9 protein-coding genes and 1 pseudogene are annotated in these 12,832 nt (G+C 46.6%); all 10 read right to left on the bottom strand.

Annotated features, from left to right (window positions below; translation table 11 throughout):
- Positions 1-175 precede the first annotated feature (175 nt).
- Positions 176-1,603 carry a 23S rRNA (uracil(1939)-C(5))-methyltransferase RlmD gene (gene rlmD / locus ICN49_RS07545; RefSeq protein ID WP_216167214.1) on the bottom strand — a complete coding sequence of 476 codons (1,428 nt, stop codon included), beginning with the start codon at positions 1,601-1,603 and terminating at the stop codon, positions 176-178.
- Positions 1,596-2,417 carry a 3'-5' exonuclease gene (locus ICN49_RS07540; protein ID WP_216167160.1) on the bottom strand — a complete coding sequence of 274 codons (822 nt, stop codon included), beginning with the start codon at positions 2,415-2,417 and terminating at the stop codon, positions 1,596-1,598. The genes rlmD and ICN49_RS07540 overlap by 8 nt, the downstream gene beginning before the upstream one ends.
- 29 nt (positions 2,418-2,446) lie before the next feature.
- The gene (locus tag ICN49_RS07535; protein ID WP_216167212.1) at positions 2,447-3,214 is read right to left on the bottom strand and encodes a LysM peptidoglycan-binding domain-containing M23 family metallopeptidase; all 768 of its coding nucleotides are present in this window, start codon (positions 3,212-3,214) and stop codon (positions 2,447-2,449) included.
- A 5-nt stretch (positions 3,215-3,219) separates the two neighbouring features.
- A pseudogene (locus ICN49_RS07530) lies at positions 3,220-3,843 on the bottom strand (protein-L-isoaspartate(D-aspartate) O-methyltransferase); the annotation flags it as partial.
- Positions 3,844-3,872: 29 nt separating this feature from the next.
- Positions 3,873-4,670 carry a 5'/3'-nucleotidase SurE gene (gene surE, locus ICN49_RS07525; protein ID WP_216167157.1) on the bottom strand — a complete coding sequence of 266 codons (798 nt, stop codon included), beginning with the start codon at positions 4,668-4,670 and terminating at the stop codon, positions 3,873-3,875.
- A 2-nt stretch (positions 4,671-4,672) separates the two neighbouring features.
- Positions 4,673-7,750 (bottom strand): efflux RND transporter permease subunit, encoded by a 3,078-nt coding sequence (locus tag ICN49_RS07520; protein WP_216167155.1) that lies wholly within the window; start codon positions 7,748-7,750, stop codon positions 4,673-4,675.
- Entirely contained in the window at positions 7,751-9,010 is a 1,260-nt protein-coding gene (locus ICN49_RS07515) for an efflux RND transporter periplasmic adaptor subunit (RefSeq protein WP_216167154.1), read from the bottom strand. It lies immediately after the preceding gene.
- A gap of 9 nt (positions 9,011-9,019) precedes the next feature.
- A complete protein-coding gene (locus ICN49_RS07510) occupies positions 9,020-10,540 on the bottom strand; it encodes a TolC family protein (protein ID WP_216167152.1) in 1,521 nt (506 codons plus the stop codon).
- Between the two features lie 167 nt (positions 10,541-10,707).
- The gene (locus ICN49_RS07505; protein ID WP_216167150.1) at positions 10,708-12,120 is read right to left on the bottom strand and encodes a carbohydrate porin; all 1,413 of its coding nucleotides are present in this window, start codon (positions 12,118-12,120) and stop codon (positions 10,708-10,710) included.
- A 260-nt stretch (positions 12,121-12,380) separates the two neighbouring features.
- A complete protein-coding gene (locus tag ICN49_RS07500) occupies positions 12,381-12,809 on the bottom strand; it encodes a nucleotidyltransferase (RefSeq protein WP_216861173.1) in 429 nt (142 codons plus the stop codon).
- Positions 12,810-12,832 lie beyond the last annotated feature (23 nt).

Below are 12,832 nucleotides of genomic sequence, written 5' to 3'. Positions count from 1 at the left end.
GAGGCTCTCATGACACACTCCTAGTAGTGGATGAAACCGTTAGCAGCAATAAATTCCTGCACAACTTCAATCTACTCTTATAGAAGACTCATTTATCCGGTTTTTGCACCGCAAAATGCATATCGGCACCGAATTAGTGCTAAATATCATAAGCTTAGGGTAAATATGGCCTGAATTAGCCTCTTTGGAAGACTGCCATTGACTCTACGTGGGAGGTATGGGGAAACATATTGACGATTCCAGCCCCTTTTAGGGTGTAGCCAGCGTGGTGGCAGAGTATTTCAGCATCCCTGGCCAAGGTCTTTGGATTGCAAGAGACGTAGACGATGCGTTCAGGCATTAAGGAATTGTTGCTGGCATGGAGATCAGCCAAAGCTTTGCAGATTTCCATCGCACCTTCACGGGGCGGATCCATTAACCAGCGCTCCGCTTTACCCCACGAAGCAATGGTTTCTGTTGTGACTTCGAACAAATCACTTTGCATAAAGCTCGCCTTATCAGCAAGCTGATTATGCTGGGCATTTTCTTTTGCTCTAGTGGTCAAACTTTCCAAACCCTCGATACCCAAAACACTTTGGGATTTTCTGGCGAGAGGTAATGTGAAATTACCAATACCGCAAAAGAGATCAAGTACGCGATCGCTTGGTTTAACTTCCAGCAAACGAATCGCCCTACTGACTAAAACACGATTCATCATGTGATTAACTTGCGTAAAGTCAGCCGGTTTAAAGGGCATCTCGATTTCAAACTCGGGTAAGCGATAGCAAAGCTTGCCCGTCTCAGGATAAAAAGGCGCCACCGTTTCAATGCCTTTGGGTTGCAACCAAATCCAGACCTGGTGTTGATCAGCAAAGTTTCGCAACAACTGTTCATCATCTGCTGTTAAGGCAAGTAGATTACGAAATACCAACGCTGTGACCGGCTGAGACTTTATAGGGTCGTCAGAATTTGGCTCTTCTGGTTCACCTACTGCGATTTCAATTTGTGGCATGCGATCCACAATCGATAAGCCCATCACCAATGTACGCATTGCTGGCAACAGATCGGATACATGCTTAGGCAGTATCTCGCAAGCGGTCATGTCGGCGACATAGCCACTCTTCCCCTCATGAAATCCGATCAATACCGTCCCTTTTTTAATGGAACGGTTCACTGCGCTTAAACGCGCACGGTGACGGTATTCCCAAGCAGGGCCGCCCATGGGGCGTAGGATTTCTTCTGGTTTAACTTTAGCAATATGCTGCAAGTCATCTTCCAGTACGCGTTGCTTCATCGCAATCTGCGCCCGAATATCCAAATGCTGCATAGTGCAACCACCGCAGACCCCAAAGGCTTTGCATTTGGGCTGGGCCCTAAACACCGCAGGTTTTAGTATGTCTAAGACTTTGGCTTTACTAAAGCGAGCCTTCTCACGGGTAACAACATAGGTCACTAGCTCGGTAGGTAGCGCGCCTTGAATGAAAACCACTTTGCCGCTATGCCCTTGTGCAAGTTCTTCTTCATTGGGTGCTAGGTGAGCAATCCCTTGGGCATCTAGATCAAGAGATTCAACATGTATTGGCTCAGTCACCACGATGTTGACTGGCTTATCCCCTCTACGCATCAGGCGTAAAACCTTGGAGATATTCTTGCCACTGAGCACCATGAGGCTCTTTAGATTGTGTTTCTAAATACGCTTTTACAAATTCAATCTCTTCTTGATACTCAGCGAGCGAGAAACCGCCACGCAGCAACTGAAAGCGGCAATACATCAGGTAGGTGTTGACCACATCGGTTTCGCAATAGCGACGGATGTCATCAATCTTGCCATCTTGGTATGCAGGCCAAACTTGGCTGCCATCCATCCCCATCTTGCCTGGGAAGCCGCATAGCTTTGCCAAGCCATCTAATGGCGCATTAGCTCTACCGTTAAATTTTGCCAAGAGATCCATGAGGTCAATATGACGCATGTGATAACGACTGATGTAGTTATTCCATTTGAATTCTCGACTATCGTTTTCTTGACTCTCACCCATCTCCCAATAACGCGGTGCTTGAATCTGGTTTGCCAGTGCGCGATAGTGCAAGACTGGTAAATCAAAACCGCTGCCGTTCCATGAGACTAATTGCGGTGTGTATTTCTCAATCAAGTCAAAGAATGCCTGGATCAAAACCTTCTCATCATCTTGTGCAGTGCCGAGTGTGCCCACTTTAATTTGGGGCAAACCATCTTTGGTGGTTCTACGAATAACACAAGAGATCGCAACGATGCGCTGCAGGTATAGCGGCAAAAACTCGCTGCCGGTTTTGGCAGCGCGATCTGCCATGGCTTTTGCAGCCACCTCGACATCGGACATCGATTCTGGAAAGTCTTCGAGACGACGCAATCCCGCTACATCAGGAATGGTCTCAATATCAAAGACGAGGACGGTTGCCATCGAGGGATGCTAGTGGCTAAGGAGCTTACTTATTGCAAGTAAGGCGTTGGATTTACTGGCTTACCATTCACACGTAATTCAAAGTGAAGCTTAGGTGATGTGGTATCCGTATCACCCATCTCAGCAATCTTTTGACCTTTGCGAACCGTATCGCCCTCTTTAACTAAGAGCTTGCTGTTATGCGCGTAGGCAGTAAGGTAAGTATTGTCATGCTTGACGATCACTAAGTTGCCATAGCCACGCAAACTATTGCCAGCGTAAACCACTTTGCCATCAGCTGCTGCTTGAACTGGGTCTCCAACCTTACCAGCAATATCAATGCCTTTGTTTGCCTCACTGAACTCACTCGTAATCTTGCCTTTAGCAGGATAAGACAAACGAATGCCTGGCTCTGCAACGACTTCTGTTGCGGGAGCATCTACCTTGGCGGCTTCTTTAGTCTTCGGTGTATCTGCTTTAGTGGCGTCAGTAGACTTGGCGGCCGGTTTAGCTGCTGATTGAGAACCGGCTGGCGGCCTCACCAAAATCAGATCATCCACTTCAATTTGATTTGGGTTTGATAATTTATTCCAAGCAATCACATCACGCGGAGCTTGACCGTTATCCAATGCAATGCGAGCCAAGGTGTCACCCTTCTTCACGCGGTAGTAGCCAGGCGGCGCTGGTTCGCTAACATTGCCAGTACGGTCAACTACATTGGCCGGTTTTGCTCTAGGCGTAGTGCTGCAGCCAACCATGGTGAACATTGAGGTGGCTAAAGTGGCTAGGGTCAGGGACTTTATGAGGGTATTGGACATAATTTTCATACTACCCCTGATTGTAAGGGGACAAAAAAGACCTCGTCCAGCACAGTTCTTTGGTAGCGCTGGGAGCTCATCCGCTCCACCATCACCAATTGCTGCTCTTTCTCGTTTCTGGCGACTGGGGCAATTAAACGCCCTCCTATTGCTAACTGATCTAGTAAGGCGTCCGGAATACCCAAACCTGCTGCTGCCAAAATGATGGCATCAAAAGGGGCGGCTTGTGGGAGACCCAAAATACCGTCGCCATAGATCAGGCGTAGGTTATTAATCCGAAAGGGGCGCAGTTTTGCTCTTGCCAAGTCATGCAATGGCCGAATTCGCTCCACTGAATACACTTCATCTGCCAGCAAACTCAAGACGGCTGCCTGATAGCCACAACCCGTGCCAATCTCTAATACTTTTCCCAATTTTTGCCTAGGCTTATGCAAAAGCTCAATCATGCGCGCTACAACCGATGGCTTAGAAATGGTTTGCTGATGCCCAATCGGCAAAGCGGTATCTTCATAGGCTTGAGGATGCATCCCTGGATCCATAAAAGCATGCCTTGGGACGGTTGCGATTGCTTCTAAAGTTTTAAGGTGTTTGACACCAGTGGCATGGACTTTATCTGCCAATGCCTGACGATGGCCAGCAAATCTCTCAGCCGCCGGCTTCAACCGCGATCCCAACCATTGCTTCGCATCGCTGCTAAGCGTGCGTGGTGGGTTAAATCGAGTTGCATGGGCGTAATGGAGATGCAACCATCATCAACCGCATGAAAGTCTGTGCCTTCAGAGTTATCTTTGGCATGCCCTGCTGCGCCAATCCAAAAGATTTCTTCACCGCGGGGGTTTTTCTGAACAACTACTGGTTGTGAATGATGACGATTACCTAACCTGGTAACTCTCCAGCGATATAAATCCGCATACGGGCGATTCGGAATATTGACGTTAAGCAGTGGTGCAGTGCTGCCATTATCTTGTGCTAAATGGGAAACGAGCATTTGCGCTACAACATCGTGGGCAGCTTTAGCAGCATCATCAATGCGAGCCCAACCACGATCGATCTGAGAAAAAGCAATCCCGGGAACACCAAACATCACACCTTCTACTGCGGCGGCAACCGTTCCTGAATACAGCACATCTTCACCCATGTTCTCGCCCTGATTAATACCAGAGACCACCAGATCAGGTTTGGAGTCTAAGAAACCAGTCATAGCAACGTGCACACAATCGGTAGGTGTGCCATTGATAAAGATAAAGCCATCACGCTCACCACCAGCCACGCGATGAATCGAGAGTGGCCGTGACAGTGTTAAAGAATTCGAGGCCCCGCTATGGTTTTGCTCAGGGGCAATCACGGTGACACGTCCTAGTGGGCGAATCGCATTCACTAAGGCCAATAAGCCAGGCGCCAAATAACCATCGTCATTGGAGATCAGGATATGGGGTTTACTGGTGGAATCAGACATCATTAGATCAGGCCTTTTGCATGCTTGCCATGAGCTCTGAGAGCTGCATAAATCACAGGAAGTACCAATAAAGTCAGAATCGTAGTGGTCACCATCCCGCCAACAATTACTAAGGCCAATGGTCTTTGTGCTTCAGAGCCAATGGAATGGGATAAGGCTGCAGGCAATAGACCTAAGCCAGCTAACATGGCAGTCATTAATACTGGGCGAACTCGCATCGCTGCGCCATCGACCATCGTGTCTTTCATGGCGCCATGTTCTTCTGCCACTGTTTTATTGATATACGAAATCAAAATTACACCATCCTGAATCGCAATGCCAAATAGAGACAAGAAACCAAAGAGCGCAGAAATACTCAAAGTCTCACCGCCTAAGTGCAGGGCAATAATGCCACCAATCGCCGCAAATGGCACGTTAATTAACACGATGGTGGCATCGCGTACATTACCCAAAGCAGTCACCAGCAAGAAGAAAATCGCCAACAAGGTTAATGGGATGATGACCATCAATTTCTGTTGAGCGTCTTTCATCTGATTAAATTGGCCATCCCACGCAATCATGTAATTGGTCGGCAGGCTGACATTCTTCTCGACAAGATACTTAGCATCTTCAACAGCGCTACCTAGATCTCGGCCCCGCACGCTAAAGATCACCGCGATATAGCGCTTACCTGCTTCACGATAAATAAAGAATGGACCATCGGTAAGCCTGACATTAGCAACCATGCCCAGCGGTACCTTTTGACCATTAGGGGTATCAATCAATAAATTAGCAACGTCTGGAATGTCATTACGACTAGATTCATTTAAGCGGACTGCAATACCGAAGGTTTTTTCATCTTCCAGAAAATTAGAAACTGGTGCCCCGCCAATAGCGTTTGCCACTACTGTCTGTATATCGGCTACATTGACACCATAACGCGCTGACTTTTCACGATCAATCTGAATATTCAAAGTGGGTTGGCCCAACTCTTTGAGAATATTTTCGTCCTCGATACCTCGCACTTTTTTCAATTGATTAACGACTTCATGGGCTTTTTGATTCAGGACATCTAAATCAGAACCGAAGATCTTCACAGAGTTCTCACCCTTAACACCAGATAAAGCCTCGTTAACGTTATCTTGAATATACTGCGAGAAGCTGTAATTCACACCGGGGATCTTATTGAGCTCGCCCTGAAGCCTTTCTAATAAAGCTGCTTTACTAGAGCCCTTAGGCATCAGATCTGGGGCCACTAAGTAGAGGCCGTATTCTTGGTTAAATACTCCAGTTGAATCTGTGCCGTCGTCTGGGCGACCAATCTGTACAGCAACTTTGTCTAGCTCAGGTTGCTTAGCAAAGATTTCGCGTAGCTGATTGGCGACCTTGATTGAATAATCCAAATCCACGGTATTGGGCAAAGTCACGCGCAACCAAATATTGTTTTCCTCTAGGGTTGGCAAGAAAGCAGTGCCCAGTCGAGTTGCGCTTAATAGGGTTATCCCAAGAATGAAAACAGATACAGCGATCACGTGACGTGGGTGATCCATCCATTTACGCAACAATGGCTTGTAACGATTCAACATCCAGGTAATGAACTTAGGGGGTTCGTGATGGAAATTATCACCAAACACTAAAGAGATTGCTGCGGGTAAAAAGGTTAGGCTCAAAATAATAGAGGCGACTAAAGCAAAGCCCATCGTAAAAGCCATCGGCTTAAAAATAATCCCCTCAACGCCACCCATTAAGAAAAGCGGCGAGTACGCCACAATAATGATGCTGGTGGAATACACCATGGCACGTTGCACTTCGCTGGTTGCTAAAATAATACTTTGGTTTAAGCGTTTGCCGCCCTCTTCCAAATGGCGCATGACATTTTCCGTAATAATCACCGCCGCATCGACGATCACACCAAAGTCAATTGCTCCCAAAGAAATTAAGTTCGCAGGTACATTAAAGATGTACATCTGGATAAACGAGAAGCATAGCGCCAGAGGAATCACTGCAGCAACCACGGCAGCTGCGCGTAGATTGCCTAAGAAGACATAGAGAAGCGCTAGCACCATGGTGATACCAAAGAACATGGTGTGCTTAACAGTGCCTACGGTAATGTCTAAAAGAACTTGACGATCATAGAAAGGTTTGACTTCAATACCAGGAGGCAAGATGTGACTATTAATATTAGTAATTTTTTCGCGCACACGGGCTAATACTTCAGAAGCATTCTCACCACGACGCAGATAAACAATACCTTCTACAGAATCAGGATTGTCATCAAATTGGAATAAGCCTAAGCGTGGTGCATTACCAATTTTGACTTCAGCAACATCGCCAATACGAATCGGCATACCTTTATTGACGGCAATCACAACTTGTTTAATGTCATCCAGATTGCGCAACAAGCCAACCCCACGAACGACGAACTGCTGCTCACCGCTAGGCAAAATGCCGCCGCCAGTATTGTCGTTTGCTTTAGTTAGAGCATCAATGACTTGTGGAACAGTGACGCCCTTAGACTGAAGGCTCTCTGGGCTAACAATCACTTGATATTGGCGAACCTTACCGCCAAAAGAAGAAACATCTGCAATGCCAGGGGTTTGCTTCAGTTCTTTGTAAATCTCGTAGTTCTGTAGCGTCTTTAACCGCGTTGGTGAGGCGTAGTCTGATTTGACCTGGTAACGTAAAATCTCACCAGTTGCATCTGAATCTGGGCTAACGCTTGAACTAACACCGGGTGGGAAGGTAACGTTACCTAAATTGGTAATAAAGATCTGACGCACTTTAAATGGATCGGCATTGTCATTGAACTTGAGAGTCACAACCGATAAGCCAAATAAAGATACGGAACGGAATGCTTTTACCCCGGGAATACCGGCTAGGGCATTTTCTACGGGAATGGTGACTTGCTGTTCTACTTCAGTCGTGCTTCTTCCCGGCCACTGTGAGATCGCTTGAATCGTGAGCGGCGCAACACCGGGATAGGGCTGAATCGGCAATTCTTTAAGGCTAAATATACCCAGGATTAATAACACTCCTGCAGCAAAAAGAATAATGATGCGCTTCTCTAATACTCCCCGAACGAAGGATGTAACGAAACTCAATTATTCCTCCTGCTTGGCAAAGCGGTCGTTCAATAAGACCGCGCCATCAGTAAGGACCTGCATGCCAGGCTCTACGCCCTCAGTAACTGCAAAACGTTTACCATCTAGGTCATAACCCTTCACTGCAAAACGGCGGAAAGTATCAGGCCCAGTTTTAATAATCATGTAGCGCATCTCACGCATACGCACAATTGCCGATTGCGGAACGACAACTGCTTCAGCCTCTCCAGTTTTTAAACGAGCACTGACATACATATCAGGGCGCAATAAGCCGTCTGCATTTTCAACATCACAACGAATCAATAAAGCATGGGTTTCTGGATCAATTGCTGGAGCGATGTAATTGGCCTTAGCAATGAACTCTTTATCTGGATAAGATTCAGAGCGCAGAATCATGGTTTGGCCTTTTTGAATCTTCCGAATATCCTGTTCGTAAATATTACCGAGGAACCAGAGTTCTTTCGGGTTTGCCAGGGTTGCCATCACATCGCCGGCGTTGACAATAGCGCCTGGCTCGACGCCACGTTTCACAACCACGCCCTTGATCGGCGAACGCATGATCAAATTCGATTGCGTTTTGCCGCTTTTTTCCAATTGATTAATATCCCCATCACCAGCACCGAGGTTACGCATACGATTGGCAGCAGCTTGCTGGGTGATCTGAGCATCGCCCAATAAATCACTCATGGTTTTGCTACTTTCAAGCACTTTGGCTGTTTTTGATGAGAGCAAATATTCTTGCTGTGCTGAAATAAATTCAGGGCTATACATCTCGATTACCGGAGAGCCCATCTCCACCTCCGCTCCATCGAACGCATAAATACGCTCCACCCTTCCCGGAGCACGAGCAGATAATACTTTGGATTTTTCAGCATTAAATGCTAAGCGGCCAGGAACATTCAGTTCAACAGGTACAGCTACACTGACCGCGGTTTGAAAAATGTAAATACTAGGATTCAGCTCAACACCTTGAAGGCGCAACTCCATTGCACCCGTATTTTCAATTTTCAAACTTTTATCAGACCTCTCTAATTTAACGGGTCTATTGACGTTAAAAGCCAAGCCAATCACAATACCCAGCATCAATACAGAAGTGCAGATTAAAAATAGCCGCAAACGTGCGCGATCCTCTGGAGCCAAATTCCAGTAAGACTTCCGAATTTCAGCTTCCCGACGATTGAGGCGATGCAGCAAGTGTCCCCAAAGCTGCTTAAGCTTTGCGAATGTATCTTTTAAGAAAGTCACTATTTTGTCTTTCAAAACTGCTCCTTAAAAAGGTTCTTTGCCGGCTGTTACAAGCAACACCGCTTGTGCTTGCAATAAATTCGCCTCGGCTAGCGCCAATTGAATCTCTAAACTACGCAATTGTGTCTGGGCAGTCAATAAATCGTTGAATCCTTGACCATTATTGGAGTACTGGATCAAGCCCACCTTGTAGGCGGCATCTGCTTGTGGCACTTGGCGCTCTTTTAAGAACTGGGCCTGATTCTTGGCCTGCTCATAAGCTGCGTAAGCGGAGTTCACTGCCAGAACGATTTGTTGGCGATTAGAAATATTCCCCGCCTCTGCTGCCGCAGCATTACGCTGCGCTTGCTCTACTCCGTATTTCTCTTTGGTGAAGAAATACAAAGGAATAACAAGATCTAATTCAAACTGATAAAACAGCGCACCGTTGTTTGCAGAAAATGGTCCACGCGGCGTGTAAGAAGAACCAATCACCTGGAAATCTGGCAAGTAGGCTTTCTTAGCCAGATCTACCCCTTTGCGCGCTGCCTCTAATTGCAAAGCGGAACTCTTGAGTGCTGGGTGACTACTCTCTGCGTAATCCTCTAGCTCTACCAAAGTCGGTACACCTGTCATGGCACGCCGCGCATCGCCACGCAAGATTAATTTCTCACGAGAATGGCGACCCACCAGTGTGTTGATATTGTTGAGGCCAACTTGTAGTTGACGGTCTAAATTAAATTGATCTGCTTGAGCAGCACTCTGCGCTACTTGCGCATTGAGGTATTCAACATAAGCGGCGGCATTATTCGAGTAACGTGCTTTAGCGACATTCTTAATCATCTCGAGGCGAACTACCGATTCCCTGAGAACCTGTAACTGCTTTTGTGAGGCCAGTGTGTTGTAGTACAGGGTAGAAAGTTGAGCGCCCAACTGTAAGTAGCTTGATTCGCTTTGCGCCAACAAGGCTTCGGCATTGGTATCGGCAATATTGGCTGCCAAGCTCTTCTTGCCTGGAAACTGAAATGGTTGGGTGACTGAAACGGAGTTATTACTACTAATGCCACCGCCGCCAGGATTTGCTGCATTAGGTGCGTTCGCTCCACCCAAGGCAAATGGTGAATTGACTGGCATACCTGACCACACCAAACCAATTTGTGGATTGGCTGGTGCTGCAATTTGCGGCACAGTTGCTTTGGCAGACAAATAGGCTTCACGTAAAGATGACAACTGCGGGTTGTTCAGCTTGAGCTCGGACCAGAGCTGACGCAAATCCATCTCGCTTGGACCCGATGGCGCACTCTTGGTATAAATTTTGGGCGTATTTGCCTGCGTTACTGGGGCAAAGAGTTCTGCGGCTTTTGATGGCGTGCTTTGAGTATCAACAGTCGGTGGCGTACTCAGTGGCGTACTCAATGCGGTATCTGCATCACCAGTCTGTACTGTGACGCTGGCAGGAGCTGATTGTGCAAATACGGCAGTGACAAAAAAAGTAGTGATGCAGATGCCACAAGCGATGCGCTTGAATGGACTTGCTACGACAGTTTGTAATTGGCCGTGAATCAAATTCGGCTGCCTCTAAATATCAATACTGCTACTGTTTTTCTGGCCCCAAATAAGGCTTTCTAAGGGGTTTTACGGATTATAGGGTAGAAACCCTAAAAGTAGATTATTTGATAAACCTTATCTTATTGATTCTAAAGATAATAATGAGCTAGACAGTTCATCAATCTTTAAAACCCAGCATGTATGCGAAAGGAAAGAACATTGACTGGGCCCCTAGCCGAGTTATAGGCAGGGTTATTAATATGCTGATAGTTAAGCCCAAGCAAGACATTCTGAATCACTAAAGCGTTGTAATACAGCTCGGTAATTTGTTCGGGTTTATAGCTCAAGTATTGGCCTGAAACATAGGGGTAAGGTGTATCACCAATGAAGTTAGAGATACCACCTGCCTGCAGATATGCCCTGCGATTGGCAGATATGCCATTGAGCATCGCTGAGACACCAATGGTGTCTCTTGGTCGACCCCAGCTTTCACCATTGATGCCAGTACCAATCGACAGTGACTGATCGGCCTCAGCAAAAGCCATGGTCTCGGTATGACCGTCAGAGCTAAAGGCTCTCATGTAAACACCAAGATCTTTAGTTAAAGCTTGCTCAGCATTAATACCAATACCCATCTTAATTTGATCACTGTTGCGCACATTGACAATCGCTTGTGTACCCTGCGCACTATTAGCAATCATGTAATTAGTGGCATCGGTATAGCGGGCCATCACCATTCTGTTGCGATACCCAAGAACGCTGACCTTACCTGGTAAACCACCAATGAAGTGACCTCGCTCCACTTCTATTTGATCACCATAAGCATTGAAGATTTGCCAATTAAGGTCTCGGCCATTTGGGGATTTAGGGGCAAGCATTCTAGAGGCCCTAAATACCCAGTTATCGCGATACCACTCACCGGCTAAGCCCCAGCTGTAACCACGCGCATCGGCGGCGTAGTCATAAGCGAGATAGGTCATATTGCCCCAGTTCATGAACTGTACACGGGGATCTTTGGCGTATTTACTGTCATCAAAAATATCGAGTGTGGAGAACTGTCCAGCAGTGACGACAAAACGATTGCTGCTCACGAATTGAGTAATTTGGTTTGCATCATTCTCAAGTTCGACTTTAGAGCCTTCTTGATTAATCGTTTGGCGAACAAAGGCACGGGCAGAATAGAAATGCGCTTGTGCTCCTTGTGCGCGAGTAGCCTCACCGTTGTTTGGACCACCTAAACCCGTAAGTCCTGAAAACGGCACACCAGAAACCACTTCTGGATTGAAATAAATATCGGTATTTTCTGCAAGTCGAGCGCCAAAGAACAATGTGCCAGACCAGGTGTAACTCATGGACTTATTGCCCGATAAGCTGTTCTGACCTTGATAAGGAGAATTAAAGTTGTTATAGCGCTGATTAATATAGGTCGTTTGACCGTGGACATTTACCGGTAAACCAAAAAGGGTTCCTTCTGTTGGCAATCCTTCAATTGAATCAGCAAAACTGGCTATTTGGTCAGCACCTGACCCCGCCCTCTGTGCAAACGCAGAAGCAGTCATGAGGCTCAACAGGAGAATGAGGAAATACTTGCGGGTCATTCACGATTTCAATTAGTGGCAACAAGGCCTGGGTATATACAGCTCATTTAGTCATTCGTCGGTACTGCGGCACGGGCGGAGATTGAAGCTCAACAGTGGTGCAGACCGAATTATCCCCAATAAGGGGCAATTTACCTAGTATTTATGTCGTTTTGGTGACTGGGTAATCTCAAAATGGGGGTTTGGGGTGCTGATATACAACTGAACCACTGGATTAAAGGCTGAGTGGTCATAAATATTGAGCCTAAGGGGGTTCAAGCTCAGATTGGCTGAGCCATCTCGATGAGCTTAGTTCGAAACCTTTCCGGCAAAGCATTAGGCGTTAATACCTCCACTCGAACTCCAAGTAATTTCTTTAATTCAAGACTAATAGCAGCAATGTCAAATAATGTTGTCTGACTATCGGGATCGATCAAAATACTCAAATGACTTCCCTCATCATTACTGCAGACTATTGACTCAACAATACGGGGATTACTTGCATGGTGCGTATGAACAATTGCACGAATCTCAGCGCGATGCGCAATGATTACATCGGATGGTTTCGGGAGGTTGCTGGATTCTTCAGAATGAAGATCATCGATAAAGGCCTGGAGAGTTTGAAACCGCTTGCCTTTGCCCGCCTCTAATTCAGCAATGGCTTGCATGGTCAAACTTAATCCAGTTTCGTGCGTAGTTTTTGACTTCATAGTCAGAAGATATTAATAATTCT

The organism is Polynucleobacter finlandensis (assembly GCF_018881755.1).
In the GTDB taxonomy this organism is placed as follows: domain Bacteria; phylum Pseudomonadota; class Gammaproteobacteria; order Burkholderiales; family Burkholderiaceae; genus Polynucleobacter; species Polynucleobacter finlandensis.
This window is presented reverse-complemented; position numbering and strand designations above follow the sequence as displayed.

Excerpts from the sequence above, each read along its gene's own strand:
- ICN49_RS07505 (WP_216167150.1), bottom strand. The coding sequence starts at position 12,120 with ATGACCCGCAAGTATTTCCTCATTCTCCTGTTGAGCCTCATGACTGCT.
- ICN49_RS07535 (WP_216167212.1), bottom strand. The coding sequence starts at position 3,214 with ATGTCCAATACCCTCATAAAGTCCCTGACCCTAGCCACTTTAGCCACC.
- rlmD (WP_216167214.1), bottom strand. The coding sequence starts at position 1,603 with ATGCGTAGAGGGGATAAGCCAGTCAACATCGTGGTGACTGAGCCAATA.
- ICN49_RS07500 (WP_216861173.1), bottom strand. The coding sequence starts at position 12,809 with ATGAAGTCAAAAACTACGCACGAAACTGGATTAAGTTTGACCATGCAA.
- ICN49_RS07540 (WP_216167160.1), bottom strand. The coding sequence starts at position 2,417 with ATGGCAACCGTCCTCGTCTTTGATATTGAGACCATTCCTGATGTAGCG.
- surE (WP_216167157.1), bottom strand. The coding sequence starts at position 4,670 with ATGTCTGATTCCACCAGTAAACCCCATATCCTGATCTCCAATGACGAT.